The organism is Rhodococcus sp. A14, from assembly GCF_011603105.1.
In the GTDB taxonomy this organism is placed as follows: Bacteria; Actinomycetota; Actinomycetes; order Mycobacteriales; family Mycobacteriaceae; genus Rhodococcus_F; species Rhodococcus_F opacus.
The window spans coordinates 1-25,116 of the sequence record NZ_JAAOQS010000118.1 but is presented as its reverse complement, the minus strand read 5'-3'; the positions used below and the strand labels follow the sequence as shown (position 1 = coordinate 25,116).

Genomic DNA, 25,116 nt, shown 5'->3' with positions numbered 1-25,116 from the left:
CCGGACACCGCCCCACCGCCGCAACCTGACCCGCACCCCGCCCGCTCGGGTTACCCTCGACTCAGCACGCCCGAGCATGGGGAATTACGTGACGGACACCCCTGGGGAATTACGTGACGGTCGACAGCCATAGGCGGACACCAGCAGCCCGGCGCCGAGAAGATCAGCCCGGCAGCGACCGCGTGGCCGCCTCGGTGTGGGCGGTCTCGTCCTCGTGGAGCACCTGTTCCGGGTATTCCCCGTCGGCGCTCGACTGTCGGGGCTCTCATCGCCGGGTTCTTGTCCGGACTCGGAAGGACTGTGAAGGGCCAGAGACGGATTCCCGCGTGTCGCTAGCGTTGTTTCGTACCCGCTGGCGCCGTTGATGACCTTGTGCTCTACAACAGTCGCTCCAGCACATGAGACGCTCGAAGTTACCGGGATCGGCATCGCGCTCTCGGATTCACGATCCCGATGTCCCCTGCCATGTCGGTCGAAAGTTGACGCATGCAAGAGGCGTCAGATCATGTCCGCGGCGGCAGCACTGACTTCCTCTGTACTCGTCCGGAATTCTTCCGCACGTTCGAAATCAAGAGCCGTATCGAGGCGATGTTCGCCGACTGGGAGGAGTTGGAGAACCAGCAAAACCGATCACGTCAATCGGGCTCGGTGCGGGTGTCGTGCCGGTGCGCGATTGTCTTCATTCATCAACCACATCAAGGACCCTGAAAATGTCTACTCGAATTGCCGCCGCGCTCTCCGCGATTGCCATCACTCTGTCCCTCGGCGCCCTGACCGCGCCCACGGCTTCGGCCGCACAGGCAGTACCCGCCGCGACTCCCACCGCCGGGTCGGTGACGATCTGCTTCGGCGTGCCGCTGGGATCGGCCAGTCTCAACTGGTGCTTCTGACAAGGCAATACAGGTGAGATGAGGAGCCCCGCATGAGGCCCTCGTTCCGACTCGACTCGTTCGACCGTCTCGCAGCAGCTTCACGTGGCGGAGACCGGGACGCGATGAGCAGATTGCACGCTGCGATCCGGCCGATGGCCATCCGCCGCTGCCCAGCCGAACTCGACCCCGCGGTCGCGGATTCGGTCGCGGACGGTGCGTGCTCGTCGGTTCTGCACATGCTCGCCGATCGGCCTGCTGCCGGTGAGCCGTTCCTGCACCTTCTGAATACGATGACCAGTGGGATGATCACCCGAACCGTCGCTGCCTCCTGCGGCCGCCGTGCTCCACTTCCCGCGGGCCTCGAGGTGTTGTGTGCGCGCGAGCGGGATGTGCTGATCCTGCGGTTGATCGTCGGACTCGGCGCCGAAGACACTGCGACATCGCTCGGCCGGACACCGGGGGAGGTACTTCTCGACCAGCACCGGGCGCTGCGAACACTGCGCGGTGTCCTCGCCGACCGAGGGACCGTGCCGCTGTGACGACCGGACATCGGGACGTGCGACCGAGCGCCGCCAGCTCGAGGCCGGGGTCTTCGCACCCGCGGCGTTCGGCTCGATAGCCACGACGGGTGTCGTGACGTTACTCGCGCTCATCGCCGTGCTGGTCCTGATCTGACGGCCCGTAGGAGACCGATTCTTGGGAAATCCACGGCCAGACTGGCCTGAGATAGAAGACCGTGCAGGATTGGTTCACATAACGCGAGGACATCATGAGCGCTCCGACCCGGCTTCGGCTGGTTCGCGGACTTGGCGTCACCAGCGCCGTACTTGGCGCGCGTCCTCGTCTGGGTACGAATCGCACATTCTGGAATGGCCATTGCTGGTGCGTCCGCCTCTCGCCCGATGCGGGGGGACCCAACTGGACCCAACGGAACCTTTCCACTAACGCCGCCGTCCCTGGAAGTCGAGGCCAGCCGTCCACAACAAGGTTGACGTCCGGGGGTCTCTCCGACGAGGGAAAGGCGATCCAAGTCGATCAAAGGCCGTCCCGGGGTCGAGGCTGCGCGTTAGGCTCAACTATCAGAGGATTCCCTCTATGGATGGTTATGGCGAATCGACCCGTGCGAACGGAAGGGCGATGCCGACAAGTCGACGCTGATCGACCTCGCCCCCAGGCGAAACCCTCCCGGTGTTCGGGAGGGCGATGATGGTCGCGATGGACTCGTTTCGGGTTTCGTCTGCCCAGGAGGCGCTCTGGCTGGCGCAGAAGTTGGCGCCTGGCCTGTCGAACAATATTGCGGCTTATCTCGACATTTCCGGCGACATCGACCCTTCGGTGATGGACGCCGCGCTGCGGCGAGTGGCGGACGAGGCTCGCTCGGTACTGGTGAATTTCGTCGAGGACGAGGATGGCCCCCGCCAGGTCGTGCGGGACGCGAACTCGTGGAAGCCGTTCTTCATCGATGTCAGTGCTGAGGAAGACCCCGAATCAGCAGCGAACGCGTCGATGGCAGAGGTCGGCGCCGTGCCCTTCGATCTGGAACGGGATGCGCTGTATCGAGCAGGCTTGATCAAGGTTCACAGCGCGCGATTCTTCCTGTGCGCCGTGTGCCACCACATCGTGATGGACGGGTTCGGCGTCGCCATTCTTGCGCTTCGAATAGGTGAAATCTACACAGCGCTGAAGACCGGAAGACCGATTCCTGAATCCGGATTCGGTGGACCGGAGTTGATCGTCGACGAAGATGCCCGCTACCGGCGGTCCGACCGATTCACCCGCGACAAGGAGTTCTGGCGGAACTACACCGCCGCCTTGCCCGAACCACTTCGACTGCCGCGGCATCCGAGTTCGCCGGTTCCCGTGACTTTGCATCACAGCCTGACGGTGTCGGACGACGAGACCGCGCAGTTGCTGACGGCGGCAGAGTCGATCGGGATACCGATGCCGGGTTTCCTGGCGGCAGCGGTAGCCGGACTCTTCCATCGCCTCTCGGGGATGTCGGAGTTCATGGTGCGATTGGCCGTCGCCAATCGGGTCGGGGCCGCACGACGCACACCCGGGTTGGTGTCGAATGCGGTGCCCTTCCGGGTGGAGATCCCACCGCGGGCGCTTTTCGCCGCCGTCGCACACGACGTGGGTACCGAGATTCGTGCCATCTTGCGTCATTCCCGTTATCAGGGCTCCGATGTCAGGAGAGACAGAGGACTGTCCGGATCCGTGGAGAATCGTTTCGGTCCGATTCTGAATATCATTCCGTTCTTCGAGTCGATCGATTTTGCAGGCAATCCGGCATCCATGCGCGGCGTGTCGTTCGGCCCCGTGGACGACCTCTCGATTTCGATCTACTACGGCGGTCGGGGCAGTGCCGGAATGAATGTCGAGATCGACGCGAACGGCGCGCTGTACAGCGGTGAAGATGTGCGGCTTTATGCAGATCTGCTGATGGCGTTCGTCCGTGCGGTCGTCGCCGACCCGGAAGGCCGGATAGAGGAACATGACTTCCTCCGACCCGCCGAACGCGAACTGGTTCTGCGTACCTGGAACGACACGACGGTACCGGTACCCCGGGCCACGATTCCCGACCTGGTCGAACAGCGGGCCGCCGCGACACCCGACGCGGTGGCACTCACTCTCGGCGATCGGCACTGGACATATCGAGACGTCAATGGTCGAGCGAATCGGTTGGCGCGGTACCTCATCGCTCGCGGTGTGGGCCCGGAATCCCTCGTAGCAGTCGCGATGCAACGGTCCTCCGAGTTGATCGTCGCGCTACTCGCTACTCTCAAGGCCGGCGGCGGATATCTCCCGATCGATCCGAACTATCCCAGCGCGCGAACCGCTTTCATTCTCACCGATGCCGCACCACTTCTGCTCTTGACCGACACCGCGACCGTGGAATCGTTGCCGGACAACGACATTCCCTGTCTCGTGTTGGACCTGGACGACGCCGACACCGACGGCATATCAGTGGTGATCAACCCCGCCGACGATGACCGGATCGCCCCGCTGAGACCGGGCAATACCGCGTACGTCATGTATACGTCCGGTTCGACCGGCACCCCGAAAGGGGTCGTCATCAGCCACCGCAACGTGGTGTCGTTGTTCGCCGGAACCGATCGGTGGTGCGGTTTCGGAGGCGGGGACGTGTGGGCGTGGTGTCATTCGCAGGCCTTCGACTTCTCGGTGTGGGAGTTGTGGGGGGCATTGACGCACGGCGGGCGGGCCGTGATCGTGCCCTGGGAAGTGGTGCGCTCGCCCGCCGAGTTGTGGAATCTGGTGCGGCGGGAGCAGGTGACGATCCTCAATCAGACCCCGTCCGCGTTCTACGAGTTCGCAGATGCCGAACGCGAGGACCATTCCCCGGGGCCTGATTCGGTACTGCGAATGGTGGTGTTCGGCGGGGAGGCATTGGACCCGGGCCGGCTACGCGGCTGGTTCCCGGGCGAACGTCCGAACAGTCCGATTCTGGTAAACATGTATGGCATCACCGAAACCACGGTGCACGTGAGCTACCTGGAGTTGACTGCACGCGCCGGGCACGGGGGTCGAAGTCCGATCGGGATTCCTATCGGTAACACGCGGGTCTTCGTGTTGGGGTCGGGATTGGTGCCGGTGCCGATCGGTGCTGCGGGGGAGTTGTATGTCGCCGGGTTCGGGGTGGGCCGAGGATATGTGAGTAGGGCCGGGTTGACGGCGGAACGGTTCGTGGCGTGCCCGTTCGGAGAACCCGGTTCGCGAATGTATCGCTCCGGCGACGTGGTGCGGTGGACGTCCGACGGCATGCTCGATTTCGTCGGACGCGTGGACGAGCAGGTGAAGGTTCGGGGATTCCGGGTCGAGCCGGGGGAGGTCGAGACGGCACTGATGTCACATCCTGCGGTGACGCAGGCGGCGGTGATCGCCCGCGAACCCGCTTCCGGCGCCGATCGTGCGGACGGGGACACCGGAACCGACACGCAGCTGGTGGGGTATGTGGTGCTCGACAGGGGCGTCTCGCTCGTCCGTGACAGAGCACGGGAGGCCGAGCTGGTGTCGCAGTGGCGGCGGGTATACGACGACCTGTATGCCGGGGACGCGTCCCATGCCGGTGAGCAGCTGGACTCGACCGCGTTCGGAGAGGATTTCGGGGGGTGGAACAGTAGCTATACCGGGAAGCCCATCGCCCTCGAGCACATGCGGGAATGGCGCGCGGCGACCGTGGCTCGGATTCGCGAGCTCGGGCCGGCTCGGGTGCTGGAGATCGGGGTCGGAACAGGACTGTTGCTCTCACAGTTGGCGCCGCACTGCGAAGAGTATTGGGGCACGGACTTTTCCGCTCCCACGATCGGCGCCTTGCGATCGCGGTTGGCGGAGCGGCAGGACCCATGGGTCGAGCGCGTGCACCTGCGGGTCCAGGCCGCCGACGACCTCGGGGGTGTGCCGCACGGTGTTTTCGACACCGTGGTGTTGAACTCGGTCGTGCAGTACTTCCCGAACGCGGGGTACCTGATCGACGTGATCGGCACGGCACTGCGATTGCTGCGCCCCGGGGGCGCGCTGTTCCTCGGCGACGTGCGAAATCTCGCGTTGCTCCGGGAATTCGCGACAGGCGTGCAGATCGCCCACGCGGATGCCGACACGACTGCCGTGGTGATTCGCGATCGGGTGCGCCGGGGCATTGCCGCCGAGCAGGAGTTGCTGCTCGCGCCCGAGTTTTTCACAGCATTGCCGACGCTGATCCCCGACATCGGCGGAGTCGACATTCAACTCGAGCGCCTCCGCGCAGTCAACGAATTAAGCTGTTACAGATACGAAGTCGTTCTACGTAAGAGGCCCGCGAAGACCCGGTCGCTGGCTGATGTGCCGTCGACGGCGTGGCAACGATTCGGCGATCCCACCGCGCTGCGGCAGTTCCTGACGGGCCGGCGTCCGGACCGTGTGCGGGTGATCGGTGTGCCGCACGCGGGGTTGGCGCCCGATGTCGATGCCACACACGCGCTCGACGACGCCGCTGACCGCGATCACGTCCCCACCCGGCGTGACGCGGACAGTCGAACGGACGCCATGTTGCCGCAGGACTGTCACGACATCGGTGAGGAGCTGGGGTTCGCGGTGTCGGTGACCTGGTCACCGACACCGGGCCTGATGGACGTGATATTCACCGACATCACCACCCGGCCGCATGAGAATACGCAGGCATCGGTCGCGGTATCCGATGTCTACCTGCCCGACGGTCCACTCGGCGACATGACCGAGTACGTCAACGACCCCGGTGCAAGCAGGCTGTCGTCCGAGGTTCGACGCTTCGTGGCCGGACGACTGCCGGAGTTCATGGTGCCCGCGGCGGTGGTGGTGCTGGATCGGTTGCCGTTGACCGTGAACGGCAAGCTCGATCGGAAAGCGTTGCCGGCACCGGAATTCATCGGTGGCGTGTTTCGGACCCCGCGGTCACCGGTGGAGGAGACTCTCGCGTCGCTCTACGGTGACGTGCTCGGTCTTCCGCGGGTGGGGATCGACGACAGTTTCTTCGACCTGGGCGGGCATTCTCTGTCCGCGACGCGGTTGGTGGGGTTGATCCGCAACGCGCTGGGCGTGGAGGTGCCGATCCGGGTGGTGTTCGAATCCCCGTCGGTGGCGGAGTTGGCGCCCCGGCTGGGCGAGGCCGCGGTGGCGCGGGTGCCGTTGCTCCCGTGGGCGCGGCCCCATCGGGTGCCGTTGTCGTTTGCGCAGGCCCGGTTGTGGTTCCTGTATCGGTTCGAGGGACCGTCGGCGACGTACAACATTCCGGTGGCAGTGCGGTCGACCGGCGCCCTCGACATCGAGGCGGTGGTCGCGGCGGTCGGGGATGTGGTGGCTCGGCACGAGAGCCTGCGGACGGTGTTCGGGGAGGACGAAGGGGTGCCGTTCCAGCGGATCCTGCCCGCGGAGGAAGTCCCGATTCCGGTGCACGCGGAGAAGATCGATCAGGCGCGGTCGAGGCAGGCCGTTGCGGAGGCGGCGGGATATCGGTTCGATTTGTCCGGCGAGATTCCCATCCGAGCATCACTGTTGGAATGTGGTTCCCGAGAGCACATCCTGGTATTGGTGCTGCACCATATCGCGGGGGACGGGGGTTCGTTGGCGCCGTTGGCCCGCGACATCGCGGTCGCATATGCGGCGCGGACCGACGGCGAGATGCCGGGGTGGGTGCCGTTGCCGGTGCAGTACGCCGATTACACGTTGTGGCAGCGGGAGCTTCTGGGCAGTGCGGATGATCCGGGGAGTGTGCTTGCCGCACAGGTCGAGTATTGGCGGGCCGAGTTGGCGGGGCTGCCCGAGTGTATCGAGTTGCCGACTGATCGTCGACGTCCGGCCGAATCGAGTTACCGGGGTGGCACGGTGGAGTTCGTGATCGCACCGGAACTGGGTTCGGAGGTAACCCAACTGGCCCGCAGCGCGGGGGCGACACCCTCGATGGTGCTCCAGGCGGTGCTGGTGGTGCTGCTTCGCCGGCTTGGCGCGGGGGAGGACGTTGCGATCGGGGGACCGATTGCGGGCCGTACCGACGAAGCGTTGACCGAGTTGGTGGGGTTCTTCGTCAATACCTGGGTGCTGCGTGTGGATGTGTCGGGGAATCCGCGGTTCGATCAGGTGCTCGACCGGGTGCGGGGTAAGGCGTTGGCGGCGTACGAGAATCAGGATGCGCCGTTCGAGCGGTTGGTGGAGTTGCTGAATCCGGCGCGGTCGACGGCGTATCATCCGTTGTTCCAGGTGTCGTTCGCCATGCAGAACAACGCTTTTCCCGAGGTCGAGTTCCCCGGATTGGAATGGACCACACTTCCGGCGCCGACCGGGACGTCGCGTTTCGACCTGTCCTTCACCCTCACCCCCGATGGTCACCAGGGTCTGGCCGGGGTCGTCGAGTACGCGAGTGACCTGTTCGACCGCGGGACGGTGGAGGGTATCGCGGCCCGGTTCGTGCGGTTGTCGGAGTTGATCGTGGCGGATCCCCGCGGGCGGATCGAGGGGTACGAGATCCTCGAGCCCGACGAGCGTGAGCTGGTACTGCGGACCTGGAACGACACGAGCGTACCGATACCGGACTCGACGATTCCCGGCCTGTTCGAGGCCCAGGTCGCCGCGACTCCGGACGCGGTGGCGGTCACGTTCGGTGACGAGAACTGGACCTACCGGGAGCTGAGCAGTCGAGCGAACCGGCTGGCACACCGCCTGATCGGTGCGGGTGTCGGCCCGGAAGTGCTGGTGGCGGTCGCATTGGAGCGGTCACCCGAGTTGGTCGTCGCGTTGTTGGCCGTCCTCGAGGCCGGGGGCGGGTATCTGCCGATCGACCCCCGCTACCCGAGTGCGCGGACCGGGTTCATTCTTACCGACGCCGCTCCGATCCTGATCCTGACCGACACCACCACCTCGAGCATGCTGCCCGACAACGGCATCCCCACACTACTGCTCGACGCGTACTCGGACGAGGTCGACCAACGGGAGGACATCCCCGGAGACAACGACCGCGCCACACCACTTCGGCCGGACAACACCGCGTACGTGATGTACACCTCCGGATCGACCGGCACCCCCAAAGGGGTCACGGTCGACCACCACAACGTCGTCAACTGCATGGTGCAGGTGGCCTCGAGTCTCGGTGCGCCAGGGCTGGCGCGGGTGCTGGCAAGTACGTCGGTGAGTTTCGACGTGTCGGTGTTGGAGATTTTCGCTGCGTTGTGCGCCGGTGGGAGTATCGGCATTGTGCGTGACGTTCTCGTGCTCGGCGAACAGCGCGGCTGGACCGGGGGTGTGATCAGCACTGTCCCGTCGGCGTTCGAGGAGGTACTCGATCAGATCGAGGGCACGGTGAGTGCCGAGACGGTGGTGTTCATCGGCGAGCAGTTGTCAGGGCGATTGCTCAGTGCAGTCGGTGCCGCGATTCCCGGTGTCCGGGTTGTCAACGGGTACGGCCCGACGGAGACCACCGTCTACGTGACGAGCCAGGTCGTGGAGTCGTCGGACAACCCTGTCGGTGGGTCGGTGCCGATCGGTGTGCCGGTACGGAATTCGCAGGTATTCGTGTTGGGTGCCGGGCTTCGGCCGGTTCCGGTGGGTGTGGTGGGGGAGTTGTATATCGCCGGGGTTCAGTTGGCGCGCGGCTATCTGGGCCGGCCGGGGTTGACGGCGGAGCGGTTTGTCGCGTGTCCGTTCGGGGCGGTGGGTGCGCGAATGTATCGATCGGGGGATCTGGCGCGGTGGACTGCTGATGGTGTGCTCGAGTTCGTGGGACGTGCTGACGAGCAGGTGAAGGTGCGGGGGTTCCGGGTGGAGCCGGGGGAGATCGAAGCGGTACTACTGAAGCACCCGGCGGTGGCGCAGGCAGTGGTCATTGCCCGGGACACCCCGGCGACGGGCGGGCAGTTGGTGGGGTACGTCGTCCTCGAGCCCACCGACACCGTCACGAGTGTGGGGGTGCGAGAGTTCGTGACGGGGCGGCTCCCGGAGTACATGGTGCCGGCGGTGATCATGCTGGTGGATCGGTTGCCGTTGACGGCGAACGGGAAGCTGGATCGGAAAGCGCTACCGGCACCGGAGTTCACCGGTGGGGTGTTCCGCGCGCCGCGGTCATCGATCGAGGAGACGCTGGTCTCGCTATTCGCTGACGTGCTGGACGTTCCGCGGGTGGGGATTGACGACAGCTTCTTCGATCTCGGTGGGCATTCGCTGTCCGCGACACGGTTGGTCGGGCGGATCCGCACGGTGCTGGGGAAGGAGGTCCCGATCCGGGTGGTGTTCGAATCTCCTACGGTCGCCGCACTGGCGCCGCGACTCGGCTCCGGAGCGGTTCGGCCGCCGCTGGTCCCACGCACGCGGCCTGAGCGGGTGCCGTTGTCGTTCGCGCAGGCCCGGCTGTGGTTCCTACACCGCTTCGAGGGCCCGTCGGCCATCTACAACATCCCGGTGGCGGTGCGACTCACCGGCGACCTCGACACCGAGGCCCTGGTGGCAGCGATCGAGGACGTGATCGCCCGGCACGAGAGCCTGCGAACGATCTTCGGCGAAGCCGAGGGGATTCCGTTCCAGGAAATCCTTTCCACCGACGAGGTCCCTTCACCAGTGCAGATTATCGACGTCGAGGCCGACGAAATACCCGCGGCAGTGACCACGGCTGCAAGGTATCGGTTCGACGTCGAACACGACATTCCGATCCGGGCAACGTTGGTGGCGTCCGGATCCCACGAGCACATCCTGGTCTTGGTGCTCCACCACATTGCGGGGGACGGGGCGTCGTTGACACCGCTCGCACGTGACATCGCCGTCGCGTATGAGGCCCGTTCGGAGGGCAGGGTTCCGGGGTGGGCACCGCTGCCGGTGCAGTACGCCGATTACACCCTGTGGCAGCGAGAAGAACTGGGCAGTGAGCACGATCCGGGCAGCGTGTTCTCCACCCAGCTCGACTACTGGAAAACCGAGCTGGCGGGGTTACCCGACTGCATCGAGCTACCTGCCGACCGGCGACGACCGGCTGCACCGAGTTACGGCGGCGGCGTGGTCGAGTTCTCGATCGGACCCGAACGTGCGACGGCGATAACCGAATTGGCTCACAACGGTGGGGCAACACCATCGATGGTAGTGCAATCAATGCTGGCGGTAGTACTCCGCAGACTCGGTGCCGGGGGCGATGTTGCGATCGGCGGACCGATCGCGGGTCGCACCGACGACGCTCTGACCGAGTTGGTGGGGTTCTTCGTCAACACCTGGGTGCTACGCGTCGATCTGTCGGGGAATCCGCGGTTCGACCAGGTGCTCGATCAGGTCCGCGGGAAGGCGTTGGCAGCGTACGAGAATCAGGATGCGCCGTTCGAGCGGTTGGTGGAGTTGCTGAATCCGGTCCGATCGACGGCTTATCATCCGCTGTTTCAGGTGTCGTTCGCCATGCAGAACAACGCTTTCCCCGAGGTCGAGTTCCCCGGGTTGGAATGGACCACACTTCCGGCGCCGACCGGAACGTCCCGTTTCGACCTGTCTTTCACCCTCACCCCCGACGGTCACCAGGGTCTGGCCGGGGTCGTCGAGTACGCGAGTGACCTGTTCGACCGCGGGACGATCGAGGGTATCGCGGCTCGGTTCGTGCGCTTGTCGGAGTTGATCGTCGCGGATCCGCAGGCGCGAATCGAGGGGTACGAGATCCTCGAGCCCGACGAGCGCGAGGTGTTACTCCGGACCTGGAACGACACCGCAGCCCCCTTCTCGGAAACCACCGTCGTGGAACTGTTCGAGCGACGAGTGGCGGCGACACCCGACGCCGCAGCGGTGACCTTCTCCGACCGGAGCTGGACTTACCGAGAAATCAACACACAGGCGAACCGGCTGGCGCACTATCTGATCGGCGCCGGGGTCGGCCCGGAAACCGTGGTGGCCGTCGCACTGGAGCGGTCGGAAGAGTTGGTCGTCGCCTTGTTGGCGGTGCTCAAGGCCGGCGGCAGCTACCTTCCCATGGACCCGAACTATCCCAGTGCTCGCGCCGGGACAATTCTCGCCGACGCGGCACCGCGGCTGATCCTGTCCGACACTGTCACCGTGGCCACGCTGCCCGACCACGATATCGACCGGGTACTGCTCGATGCAGACCTGGACCTCGACACGACTGCAGCCGCCGTGAGGGGCCGGGCCGATCACGATCCCGTCGACCGCGATCGGATCACCCCCTTGAGGCCCGATCATGCGGCGTATGTGATGTACACCTCGGGGTCGACAGGTGTTCCGAAGGGTGTCACCGTGAGCCACCGGAGTGTGGTGTCGATGTGCGCCGGCACTGCCGACCGGGTGGGTGCGGACGCTGCGGATGTGTTTGTGTGGTGCCACTCGGTGGCGTTCGACTTCTCGGTGTGGGAGTTGTGGGGCGCGTTGGTACACGGTGGCCGCGTGGTGGTGGCGCCGTGGGACGTGGTGCGCTCACCGATCGAGTTGTGGAAGTTGGTGGTTCGCGAACACGTCACGGTTCTCGGGCAGACGCCGTCGGCGTTCTACGGGTTCGGGGAGATCGAGCACGACGACCCCGTGGTGGGGGCCGGTTCGGTGTTGCGGACGGTGGTGCTCGGCGGAGAGGCGGTGGATCCCGCCAGGCTGCGGGGCTGGTATCCGGGCGAGGATTCCCGCCATCCACAGGTGAGGATCGTCAACGGTTACGGACCGACGGAGACGACGGTCTTCGCGGCGATGTACTCGCTACCCGAATCTCGGAGTGAGCGTGATCGGATGAGTGTCCCCATCGGCGTTCCAGTGGGCGGTGTGCGGGTGTTCGTGTCGGGTGCTGGGTTGATGCCGGTCCCGGTGGGTGTGGTGGGTGAGCTGTATATCGCCGGGGTGCAGTTGGCCCGCGGTTATCTGGGTCGGCCGGGGCTGACGGCGGATCGGTTCGTGGCGTGCCCGTTCGGGGATCCGGGATCGCGGATGTATCGATCCGGGGACCTGGTGCGGTGGACCGTTGGCGGTGTCCTCGAGTACGTGGGACGCGCGGATGAGCAGGTGAAGGTCCGGGGGTTCCGCGTGGAACCGGGGGAGATCGAAGCAGTGCTGCTGTCGCACTCTGCCGTTTCGCAGGCGGTGGTGATCCCCCGGGAAACCCTCGTCGGCACCGAGTTGGTGGGGTACGTCGTTCTCGATTCCCGGACCGGTGCCGACTCCCTGGGGTTGCGGGAGTTCGTGGCCGGGTTGTTGCCGGAGTTCATGGTGCCGGCGGCGGTCGTGGTGGTGGACGGGTTGCCGTTGACGGTGAATGGGAAGTTGGATCGGAGGGCGTTGCCGGCACCGGAGTTCACCGGTGGGGTGTTCAGGGCGCCGCGGTCGCCGGTGGAGGAGACGCTGGTCTCGTTGTTCGCGGACGTGCTCGACGTCCCGCGGGTGGGGATCGACGACAGCTTCTTCGATCTCGGTGGCCATTCGTTGTCGGCGACGCAGTTGGTGAGCCGGATTCGATCGGCGCTGGGGGTGGAGGTCCCGATTCGGATGGTCTTCGAATCCCCTACGGTCGCCGAACTCGCACCCCGGCTGAGGGACGGCCCGGCACGGGTGCCGTTGACTCCGCGGGTGCGGCCCGAGCGGGTGCCGCTGTCGTTCGCGCAGGCCCGGTTGTGGTTCCTGCACCGGTTCGAGGGCCCGTCGGCGACGTACAACATTCCCGTGGCGGTGCGACTCACCGGAGACCTCGACACCGGGGCGGTGGCAGCCGCTGTTGCGGACGTCGTCGCCCGGCACGAGAGTCTGCGTACAGTATTCGACGACCTGGACGGTGCACCGGTTCAGCGGGTCCTCCCCGTGGCGGAAGTACCAACTCTGGTGCACGTGGAGAAGGTCGACCCGGCCGGCGTGATGGCTGCGGTGACAGCGGCGTCGGGGTACCGGTTCGACATTGCACACGAAATTCCCCTCCGGGCAACATTGTTGGAGGCCGGACCCCACGAACACGTCCTGGTGATGGTCCTGCACCACATTGCGGGGGACGGGGCGTCGTTGGCGCCGCTGGCTCGGGATGTGGCGGCCGCGTATGCGGCCCGCGCCGATGGACACGCTCCGGGGTGGGCACCCTTGCCGGTGCAGTACGCCGATTACACCCTGTGGCAGCGGGAAATTCTGGGGAGCGAGGACGATCCGGGCAGTCTGCTGACCGCCCAGCTCGACTATTGGACAACCGAACTGACGGGGCTGCCGGAGTGCATCGAGCTCCCCGGCGATCGTCGCCGACCGGCTGCACCGAGTTACCGTGGCGGCACCGTGGAGTTCGTGATCGATCCCGGATTGGTTTCGGGAGTGGACGAAATGGCCCGCGGTCGTGGCGCGACACCGTCGATGGTGTTGCACTCGGTGTTGGCAGTGCTGCTCCGCAGGCTCGGTGCCGGGGTGGATATCGCGGTCGGGTCGCCGATCGCGGGCCGCACCGACGACGCGTTGACCGAGTTGGTGGGGTTCTTCGTCAACACTTGGGTGCTGCGCGTCGACGTGTCCGGGAATCCGCGATTCGACGAGATCCTCGACCGGGTGCGGGTGAAAGCCCTGGGTGCGTACGAGAATCAGGATGCGCCGTTCGAACGGTTGGTGGAGTTGCTGAACCCGACCCGATCGACGGCCTATCATCCGTTGTTCCAGGTGTCGTTCGCCATGCAGAACAACGCTTTTCCCGACGTCGAATTTCGTGGACTGGACTGGACCACACTGCCGGCGTCGACCGCGACTTCTCGTTTCGACCTGTCCTTCACCGTCGCCCCCGACGAGCAGCAGGGTCTGGCCGGGGTCGTCGAGTACGCGAGCGATCTGTTCGACCGGGGCACGGTGGAGACCATCGCGGCCCGGTATGTGCGGCTGCTCAGGTGCATCATCGAAGATCCGCAGGGCCGGATCGAAGGCTACGAAATCCTGGAACCGACCGAACGCGAGCGGGTACTGCGGACCTGGAACGACACGAGCTCACCGATACCGGATACGACGATCCCGGGCCTGTTCGGGCAGGAGGTCGCTGCAACTCCCGATGCCGTGGCCGTGACGTTCGGTGAGGAGAACTGGACCTACCGGGAGCTGAGCAGTCGAGCGAATCGGCTGGCACGCCATCTGATCGGTGCGGGTGTGGGGCCGGAAGTACTGGTGGCGGTTGCACTGGAGCGGTCACCCCAATTGGTTGTCGCGTTACTCGCAGTCCTCGAGGCCGGGGGCGCGTATCTGCCGATAGACCCCCGCTACCCGAGTGCGCGGACCGAGTTCATCCTCGCCGACGCCGCGCCGCTGCTCATCCTCACGGAAACCGCAACCGCACGCACGCTGCCGGACAGTGACATACCCCGGATACTTCTCGACGGCATCTCGGACGAGGACGGGCAAGCGGAGGGCCTCAACCCCGACGACAGCGATCGCACCACGTCACTGCGACCGGGCAACACCGCGTACGTGATGTACACCTCCGGATCGACGGGGACCCCGAAAGGGGTCACCATCGACCACTCCAACGTGGTCAACCTGGCGTTGCACGGATGGCCGGACGGACCCGGTGAGCGCGTGTTGCTGCATTCGTCGATGGCGTTCGATGCCTCGGCGTACGAGTTGTGGCCGACACTGCTCAGCGGAGGCCGGTTGGTTGTCGCCCCGCCCGGGTCACTGGACATCGAGGTGCTCGAGCGGGTCGTCGACGCGGTTGGTGTGACGTCGATGTTCTTGACGACCACGCTGTTTCACCTGTTGAGCGATTCGCCGGAACATGAGAGGGGGGCGCCCGACCAGCCACGTCAGTTGGTCACCGCGGGCGATGTGTTGTCGCCGCGCGCTGTACGACGCGTCCTCGCTCGCCACCCGCGCATCACCGTGGTGAACGCGTACGGGCCGACGGAAACCACCGTGTGTGCCACCGCGTACTCGGTATCGGGTTCGACGGGCTTCGACGACCAGGTCAGCGTGCCGATCGGGGTGCCGATCGGTAATGCCCGCGCACTCGTCTTGGGAACAGGGATGGTGCCCGTCCCGGTGGGTGTGGTCGGGGAGTTGTATATCGCCGGATCAGGTGTGGGCCGCGGGTACATCGGCCGGCCGGGGTTGACGGCGGAACGGTTCGTGGCGTGTCCGTTCGGCGAACCGGGCTCACGGATGTACCGCTCGGGTGATCTGGTGCGGTGGACGACCGACGGTGTGCTGGACTTCGTCGGCCGCGCAGACGAGCAGGTGAAGATCCGCGGAATCCGAATCGAACCCGGCGAGATCGAAACGGTGTTGGTCTCGCACCCCGCAGTGGGATCGGTCGTGACGGTGGACCGGGTAGGTCCGTCGGGGCAGAAGGTGCTGGTGTCGTATGTGGTCGCGGCGCCCGGGGCCGAGGTGGACGTCGAGGCGTTGCGACTGTTCGCGGCGGGCCGTCTACCGGACTACATGGTGCCGTCGGCGATCATCGTCGTCGACCGGATACCTCTCACACCGGCCGGCAAACTCGACCGCAGAGCACTTCCCGAGCCTGATCTCGCATCCGACACCCCGTACCGGGCTCCACGATCCATTGCCGAGCAGACATTGGCGGCGGTGCTGGCCGATGTCCTGGGCGTCGATCGGGTGGGTGTCGACGACGACTTCTTCCGGCTCGGCGGGGACAGCATCATGTCGACCCAGGTGGTGTCGCGTGCGCGGGCTCGCGGCGTGCTGGTGTCGGCGCGAGACGTGTTCGAGCGACGGACCGTCGCCGGGCTGGCCTCCGTCGCGCATCCGGTGAGGGATGACGACTCCGTCATTTTCGAGGACGTGCCGTTGCCGCGTCCGGCTCCGCGACAGCTGTCGGGCATCGAGGCACGGTATCCCGAGGCCGTGGATGTGTGGCCGCTGGCACCGCTGCAAACAGGTTTGGTCTTTCACGCGATGCTGGCGTCGCAATCGGCCGATGTGTATGCGGTGCAGACGGTGCTGGGTCTGTCCGGACAGGTGCATGCGGACCGTGTGAAGGCCGCGGCACAGGCGATACTCGATCGCCACGCGAATCTGCGGGTCGCGTTCCTCACCGAGGGGGTGGCGGAGCCGGTCCAGGTGGTGCTCGAGGGCCTCGTGGTGCCCTGGTGGGAAGCCGACGTCAGCGGTGTCGATGCCGGGGAGCGAGACGACGAGCTGGCACGGCTGCTGTCGGACGATGCGGCTGCCGGCTTCGACCTGTCGGAGCCACCGCTCCTGCGTTTCGGTTTGGTCGCGATGGGCGACGGAGACTTCCGGCTGGTGGTCTCGTATCACCACGTACTGCTCGACGGATGGTCGATGCCGTTGCTGATGCGCGAAATGCTGACCGTCTACGGTGCCGGCGGGGACGGAGACGTACTGGAACCCGTGGTCTCGTATCGCCGGTATCTCGGGTGGCTCGCGACTCAGGATCGGCAACGGTCGCTGCAGGTGTGGGAGGAAGCGCTCGACGGTGCGGAGCCCGCGCTGATCGCGACTGGGCGCCCGGAATCGGCGCGGGGATCGTCAGTGCTCCGGCGTGAGCTCGACGAGGGTCTGTCGTCGGAGATACCGGAGCTGGCGTCTCGGTGGTCGGTGACGGTGAATACCCTGGTGCAGGTCGCGTGGGCGATCGTGCTGGGCATGCATACCGGCCGCCGTGATGTGGTGTTCGGCGCGACGGTCTCGGGTCGGTCCGGACAGATTCCCGCCATCGAGTCGATGGTGGGGCTGTTCATCAACACGGTCCCGGTGCGGGTCCGGCTTCATCCCGAGGAATCCATCGCCCGGTTGATCGCCCGGGTTCAGGCGGAGCAGGCGGAGTTGATCGAGCATCATCATGTTCCGCTGCCGGAGATCCAGCGGGTCGCCGGCGTGGGGGCCCTGTTCGACACCTTGACGGTATTCGAGTCGTACCCGAACGATCTGCGGAGCCTCGCCTCCTTGCTCGAGTCGATCGGCTCCCTCGCGATCACGTCCCTGGATTCGTTTGGAGGAACCAACTATTCGTTGACGCTCGCGGTGGAAGCCGGTGAGCGGACGTCCGTATCGCTGTGGTACGACCCAGCCTTGTTCGATGACGACGAGGTGGGTCGGATCGCGGACAGGTTCCACCGGGTGCTGGAATCACTGGTGGCTGCGCCGGAGGGCGCAACGGGAGACATCGACCTCCTCGCGCCGGAGGAACGGAACCTGCTGGTTCCCGTGCGCGGCGGGGCCGCGGGGACGGTCCGGACACTGCCGGAGATCCTCTCTGCGGCAGTCGTACACGATCCGAGTGCGGTGGCGGTCGTGTGTGGAGAGCGCTCCCTCACATACCGGGAGTTGGACGACGAGTCGAGTCGTATCGCACGGGTGTTGATCTCACGCGGCGTCGGGCCGGAATCCACGGTGGCCGTGGCGGTGCCGCGGTCGGTGGAGTCGGTGCTGGCGGTATGGGCGGTGGCGAAGGCAGGTGGTGCGTTCGTTCCGGTGGATCCGTCGTATCCGGCGAGTCGGCTCGAGTACCTGATCGCCGATTCCGCCGCGCGGTGCGGAATCACGGTCGCCGCGTGCGTCGGTACCCTGCCGAGAACCCTCGACTGGTGGGTGCTCGACGAGCCGGAGGCGCGAGCCGAGTGTTCCCGTCAGTCCACCGAATCGGTGACCGATGCGGGCCGGATCGCTCCGTTACGGGCCGATCATCCCGCGTACATGATCTACACGTCGGGGACGACGGGTGAGCCGAAGGGCGTCGTCGTACCGCATCGGGGACTGGGTAGTCTCGCGGCGGAGATTGCGGAGAGGTTCGCCGTCACGGCGGATGCACGCGTGCTGCACGTGGCGTCGCCGAGTTTCGATGCGTCGGTGCTGGAGTACCTGCTGGCGACGGGTTCGGCAGCGTCGATGGTTGTGGTTCCGGCGGGTGTGGTCGGTGGCGAGGAACTGGGCCGGATTCTCGAGAGTGCGTTGGTGACGCACGCGTTCCTCACCCCCACGATGCTGGCGACGGTACCGGTCGAGCGGATGTCGTCGGTGCGATGCCTGCTCACAGGCGCGGAGGCGGTTCCGGTATCGGTGGTGGAGTCGTTCGCTGCGGGACGGCGGATGCACGACCTCTACGGGCCGACCGAGGCGACGGTGGCGGTGGCGACCTCGCCGCCGTTACCACCGCGCGGTCCGGTGACTCTGGGCGGTCCGGTCCGAGGTGCGTCCCTGGTGGTTCTGGACACGTGGCTGCGTCCGGTACCGGCGGGAGTGGCGGGGGAGTTGTATGTCGCCGGGACTCCGCTGGCTCGGGGATATCACGATCGGACGGGACTGACAGCGGAGCGATTCGTGGCGAACCCGTTCGGCTCGCCGGGCCAGAGGATGTATCGCACGGGCGATGTCGTGCGGTGGATCGAGCGGGAAACCCGGTTGGGGCTGGAGTATCTGGGGCGAAGCGATTTCCAGGTCTCGGTGCGGGGCCGTCGGATCGAGTTGGGCGAGATCGACGCTGCGCTCACCGAGCAGCCCGGAATCGGCTCCGTGGTGACGGTCGATCGGAAGGACCCGTCCGGGCAGACGGTGCTGGTCTCCTACGTGGTCCCTGCAGCCGGGAGTGAGGTGGACGCCGAGAGGGTGCGGACGGTGGCGGCCGGCCGCCTGCCGGAGTACCTGGTGCCCTCGGCGATCGTGGTGCTCGAGAAGTTGCCGCTCACACCGGCCGGCAAGCTCGACCGCAGTGCGTTGCCGGAGCCGGCGTTCTCGTCGAGCAAGGCGTTCCGGTCTCCGCAGACCGAGACCGAGGAGATCCTCGCCCGCGTGTTCGCCGAGGTACTCGGCGTCGACCAGGTGGGGATCGATGACGGATTCTTCGATCTGGGTGGCGACAGCATCCGGTCGATCCAATTGGTATCGCGCGCGAAAGCGCGGGGTGTGCTGATCACGGCGCGGGATGTGTTCGAGCACAGGACTGTTGCGGGACTGTCCGAGGTTGCAGTCCTGAACCACGATTCGGACCGGGTCGTGCTCGAGGAGTTGTCCGGTGGCGGAGTGGGAACGATGCCGTTGACGCCGATCGGGCGGTTCCTCCTCGCGCGGGGTGGTGGGTACCGCCGATTCGCGCAGACGATGGTGTTGGAGTTGCCCGCCGGTATCGATCGGGCCGGGTTGGCCGCCACCATCGGCGCCGTGATGGTCCGTCATGACATGTTGCGATCGCGTGTGGTGACCGATGACGCTGGGGAGCAGAAACTTCGGGTCGATCCCCCGGATACGGTCGACGTGAACCGCCTGATTCGACAGGTCCACGGTGATGACGCACCGGGCGATCCGGCGTGGCTGCGGCTGGCGTCGGCCGAGTTGGATGCGGCCCTGGGGCGTGTGGATCCGGCGGCGGGCGTAATGGTGCAGTTCGTGTGGCTGGACCAAGTCCCCCGTGACGGCGACGGTTCGGCGGGTTCGGGTCGGCTGCTGGTCGTGGCCCACCACCTGGTCATCGACGGCGTGTCGTGGCGGATCATCATCCCGGACCTGGCGGCGGCCTGGGCGCGGGTGCGTACCGGCGAACGCCCGGAACTGCCCGCGGGCGGGACGTCGATGCGGCGGTGGGCACACGGGCTGGTGGACGAGGCATTGCGGCCAGGGCGAGTGGCCGAGTTACCGTTGTGGCAATCGATTCTGGAGGGCCCCGACCCGACGTTGGGTTCGCGCAGATGCGACCCGATCCTCGATGTTCTGTCCACAGTGCAGCACGTGCGGAACCAGGTGCCAGCGCACGCGACAGCGTCGCTGCTCACCAGGGTCCCCAAGGTCTTCCGCGCCGGGGTCGACGATGGTCTTCTGGCGGGGTTGGCGATGGCGTTGACCCGCTGGCGCCGCCGTCGCGGGGTTGTCGAGCCGTCGTCGTTGATAACCCTGGAGAATCATGGTCGCGAGCAGCACGTCATACCCGGGGCGGATCTATCCCGCACGGTCGGCTGGTTCACGACAGCTTTCCCGATTCGCGTCGATATCGCGGGCGCCGATCTCGACGACGCATTCGCCGGCGGGCCCGCTGCCGGGCTCGTGATCAAAGCGGTCAAGGAACAGGTGCTGGCGCTGCCCGACCGTGGCATCGGTTACGGGTTGCTTCGGTATCTGAACGCGGACACCGCACCGCAACTCGGGAAGTATCCGGGCGGACAGATCAGTTTCAACTATCTGGGGCGCATCTCGGCCGCCGATGTTCCCGAGGAATTCCGTGACCTCGGCTGGATGCCCGCGAGCGAGGGAACGGCACTCTCCGCGACGATGGATCCGGACATGCCGGCGATGGCCGAAGTGGACATCAATGCGATGGTGACCGACGGTCCGGACGGTCCCCGACTCGGTGCCGTGTTCGGATTCCCCGCCGGGGTGCTCTCCCGTGACGATGTTCAGGAACTTGCCGACCTGTGGTGCGACGCAGTCTCGGCACTGGCTCGGCACGCGCAGGGGCCGGGGGCCGGCGGGCTGACACCGTCCGACGTGCCGCTGGTGTCGGTGTCGCAACACGATATCGAGTCGTGGGAGGACCGGTACCCGGGCGTGGTGGATGTGTGGCCGTTGACCGCGATGCAATCCGGCCTGTTGTTCCACTCGATGCTGGCCGGTTCGTCGTTCGACGCGTACACCACCCAGCTCGTTCTGCACCTCGGCGGACGGGTCGATCCAGAGAGGATTCACGCTGCGGGACAGGCATTGCTGGATCGCCAGGCGAACCTGCGGACCGCGTTCGTCGACGATTCCGAAACCGGGCCGGTACAGGTCGTCCTCGGCGCAGTCGCGTTGCCATGGCGCGAGGTCGACCTGCGGAACCTTCCCGAGGGCACTCGAGACGGCGAGTTCCAACGTCTTCTCGTCGAGGATCACGCCACACATTTCGACCCGGCGACGCCGCCGCTGATCCGATTCACGCTCGTGACGATGGGACAGGATCGATTCGAGCTGGTGATCACCAATCATCACGTGCTGCTCGACGGATGGTCGATGCCACTGCTCGCCGAGGAACTACTCGCGCTGTACGTCTCGGGAGGCGACGCCGCCGCGTTACCGAGAGCGACCGGATACCGGAATTTCCTGGTCTGGCTGGCCGCGCGCGACCGAGCCGAATCTTGTCGAATCTGGGCGCAGGCCCTCGACGGGATCGAAGAGCCGACCCTGCTGGCGCCCGCGCACCCGGAGTGGGAAACCACCTCGGGGGAAGAGCACGTGACGGTCGAACTACCCCCGGAGACGGCCACGAGCTTGTCGGTGCGGGCCGCCGAACTGGGTGTCACGCTGAACACCGTCGTTCAGGGAGCGTGGGGGATTCTGCTCGGACAGTTGTCCGCCCGGCGGGATGTGGTGTTCGGCGCGACGGTCTCCGGCCGACCGGCCGGACTGCCCGGTGTCGAGTCCATGGTGGGCTTGTTCATCAACACCCTGCCGGTGCGGGTTCAGTCCACACCGGGCGACACTGCTGCGGAGTTGTTGACCCGGTTGCAGAAGCAGCAGGCCGGCTTGTTCGATCACCACTACCTCGGGTTGACGGAGATCAACAAGGCCGCCGGGGTGCGCGACCTGTTCGACACCCTCGTCGTGTTCGAGTCGTACCCGATCGATCGCGCCGCGTTGGCAGCCGCAAACCCCATCGACGGAATGGTCGTCACCGGAGTCCGTACGATCGACGCGTCGCACTACCCCATGACCCTGATCGCGAGAGTCGACTCCCAACTTCGGTTGACCGTGGCGTATCTGCCGAACCTGTTCGGCGCCGCAGCCGTCGACACGATCGCCCGGCGGCTCACCCGTATCTTGCAGACAGTCGCGGACGACCCTCACGTCGCCGTGGACCGCATCGACCTCGTCGAACCAGGCGAGCGTCGGCTGGTGGTGGGCACGTGGAATGGCACTGCGGTCCCCGTGCCGGAGGTGACACTTCCCGACCTTTTCGAACGCCAGGCGGCTGTCACGCCGGAGGCGGTGGCCCTGACGTCCGACGACGAGCAGTTGACGTATCGAGAGGTCGGCGAGCGAGCGAACCGGTTGGCTCGGAGACTGATCGCGCACGGTGTCGGTCCGGAGTCTCTGGTCGGTGTCGCCGTGCGACGTTCGATCGATCTCGTGGTGGGAATCTATGCGGTCGTGACGGCGGGTGGAGCATATGTGCCGATCGACCCCGACTACCCCAGCGAACATATCCGGCACATGATGGAGTCCGCGGCACCGGTCTGTGTGTTGACGCGATCGACCGACCGCGTACAGATCCCGGGCGGCGTCCCCGTGCTGGAGATCCATGGCGCGCAAAGACCTGATGTCGACTCCTCACCCGTCCGCAACGAGGATCGAATCACCCCGTTGAGGCCGGGTAACACGGCGTACGTGATCTTCACGTCCGGCTCGACGGGCCGGCCGAAGGGGGTCGCTGTCAGCCATTCGGCGATCGTGAATCAGTTGCTGTGGATGCGGGACCATTTCGGCTTCGACCACGACGACGTGGTGCTGCAGAAGACCCCCGCGACATTCGATGTGTCGGTGTGGGAGATGTTCCTGCCACTGGAGGTCGGGGCGCGGCTGGTGATCGCCAAGGCCGAGGGACACCGCGATGCGGCCTATCTCGCCGAGATGATCAGATCGGAGAAGATCACCACCGGCGACTTTTCGCCGTCGATGCTGGCCATGGTCGACGAGAGACTCGAGCCGGCTGATTGCGACTCGCTTCGACGAGTCTTCTGCGGCGGCGAAAACCTGTTGTCCTCGACGGCAAACCACTTCATGGAGCGCAGTGGCACTGCGGTACACAACGTGTACGGGCCGACCGAAACGGCCCTCCAGGTCACCCACCATCGATGCGGCCCGTCGAAAGACACGAGCGCGCCGATCGGCGCGCCGGTGTGGAACTCCCAGGTCTTCGTGCTGGGTGCGGGGTTGGTGCCGGTTCCGGTGGGTGTGGTGGGCGAGTTGTACATCGCCGGGGTGCAGCTGGCCCGCGGTTATCTCGGCCGGTCGGGGTTGACGGCGGAGCGGTTCGTGGCGTGTCCGTTCGGGGCGGTGGGTGCGCGGATGTATCGGTCGGGGGATTTGGTGCGGTGGACCGCCGAGGGTGAGCTCGAGTTCGTGGGGCGCGCGGACGAGCAGGTGAAGGTGCGGGGGTTCCGAGTCGAACCCGCCGAGGTCGAGGCGGTGCTGCTGAAGCATCCTGCGGTGGCGCAGGCGGTAGTGGTGGCCCGCGCCACCGGCAGTGGCACCGAGTTGATCGGATATGTAGTTCTCGATATCGACGGGGTCGACGGGTCGAGTGATTCGGCGACCGGGGTTCGTCGTTTCGTGGCAGGGTTGTTGCCGGACTTCATGGTTCCGGCGGTGATCATGGCGGTGGATCAGCTGCCGTTGACGGCCCACGGGAAACTGGACCGGAAAGCGTTGCCGGAACCGGAGTTCACCGGCGGCATACTCCGGGGTCCGCGGTCGCCGGTCGAGGAAACTCTGGTGTCGTTGTTCGCGGACGTGCTCGACGTGCCGCGGGTGGGAATCGACGACAGTTTCTTCGACCTGGGTGGGCATTCGTTGTCGGCGACGCGCTTGGTGAGCCGGATTCGGTCGGTGTTGGGTGTGGAGGTTCCGATCCGGGTGGTGTTCGAGTCCTCGACGGTGGCGGAGTTGGCACCCCGACTCAGGGAAGGCCCGGTCCGGGTGCCACTGACCGCAAGGGTGCGGCCCGAGCGGGTGCCGCTGTCGTTCGCGCAGGCCCGGTTGTGGTTCCTGTATCGGTTCGAGGGCCCGTCGGCGACGTACAACATTCCGGTCGCGGTGCGACTCACCGGCGACCTCGACACCGGGGCGGTCGCAGCCGCTGTTGCGGACGTCGTCGCCCGGCACGAGAGCCTGCGAACCGTGTTCGGTGAGGAAGGGGGTGTGCCGTTCCAGCAGATCCTGCCGGCTGAGCAGGTCGTCGCGGAACTGCCGGTTCAGATCGTCGACGTGCGGGACAGCACTCTGATGGATGCAGTCGCGGAGGCGGCGGGCTGTCGATTCGACCTGTCGGTCGAGATACCCCTGCGGGCCCGCATTTTCCGAGTTTCCGAATCAGAGCACGTGCTGGTATTGGTGCTGCACCATATCGCGGGGGACGGGGGTTCGCTGGCGCCGTTGGCCCGCGACATCGCCGTCGCGTACGCGGCGCGCACGACGGGCCACGCGCCGGGGTGGGTGCCGTTGCCGGTCCACTATGCGGATTACACGTTGTGGCAGCGGGAGCTTCTGGGCAGTGCGGATGATCCGGGGAGTGTGCTGGCCACTCAGGTCGAGTATTGGCGTAGCGAGTTGGCGGGGTTGCCGGAGTGCATCGACCTACCCACCGATCGGTGCCGACCGCCGGCACCGAGTTACCGCGGCGGCACGGTGGAGTTCACAGTCGCACCGGAACTGGGTTCGGAGGTAACCCAACTGGCCCGCAGCGCGGGGGCGACACTCTCGATGGTGCTGCAATCTGTGCTCGCGGTGCTGCTCCACCGGCTTGGCGCGGGGGAGGACGTTGCGATCGGCGGGCCGATCGCGGGCCGCACCGACGACGCCCTGGCCGAGTTGGTGGGGTTCTTCGTCAATACCTGGGTGCTGCGTGTGGATGTGTCGGGGAATCCGCGGTTCGATCAGGTGCTCGACCGGGTGCGGGGTAAGGCGTTGGCGGCGTATGAGAATCAGGATGCGCCGTTCGAGCGGTTGGTGGAGTTGCTGAATCCGGCCCGGTCGACGGCGTATCATCCGTTGTTCCAGGTGTCGTTCGCCATGCAGAACAACGCTTTTCCCGAGGTCGAGTTCCCCGGATTGGAATGGACCACACTTCCGGCGCCGACCGGGACGTCGCGTTTCG

Annotated in this window: 4 protein-coding genes; all 4 read left to right on the top strand. The window is 66.0% G+C overall.

Going from position 1 to position 25,116, the window contains the following annotated elements; genetic code table 11:
- Nucleotides 1-486 precede the first annotated feature (486 nt).
- Nucleotides 487-708 carry a hypothetical protein gene (locus tag G9373_RS37825; protein WP_005562164.1) on the top strand — a complete coding sequence of 74 codons (222 nt, stop codon included), beginning with the start codon at nt 487-489 and terminating at the stop codon, nt 706-708.
- Nucleotides 709-710: 2 nt separating this feature from the next.
- A complete protein-coding gene (locus tag G9373_RS37820; RefSeq protein WP_164709622.1) occupies nt 711-890 on the top strand; it encodes a hypothetical protein in 180 nt (59 codons plus the stop codon).
- 32 nt (nt 891-922) lie between these two features.
- Nucleotides 923-1,411 carry an RNA polymerase subunit sigma gene (locus G9373_RS37815; protein WP_120660884.1) on the top strand — a complete coding sequence of 163 codons (489 nt, stop codon included), beginning with the start codon at nt 923-925 and terminating at the stop codon, nt 1,409-1,411.
- A gap of 676 nt (nt 1,412-2,087) precedes the next feature.
- On the top strand, nt 2,088-25,116 hold a 23,029-nt coding region (locus tag G9373_RS37810; RefSeq protein ID WP_167120094.1), incomplete at its 3' end, for a non-ribosomal peptide synthase/polyketide synthase.

Excerpts from the sequence above, each read along its gene's own strand:
- G9373_RS37825 (WP_005562164.1), top strand. The coding sequence starts at position 487 with ATGCAAGAGGCGTCAGATCATGTCCGCGGCGGCAGCACTGACTTCCTC.
- G9373_RS37820 (WP_164709622.1), top strand. The coding sequence starts at position 711 with ATGTCTACTCGAATTGCCGCCGCGCTCTCCGCGATTGCCATCACTCTG.
- G9373_RS37815 (WP_120660884.1), top strand. The coding sequence starts at position 923 with ATGAGGCCCTCGTTCCGACTCGACTCGTTCGACCGTCTCGCAGCAGCT.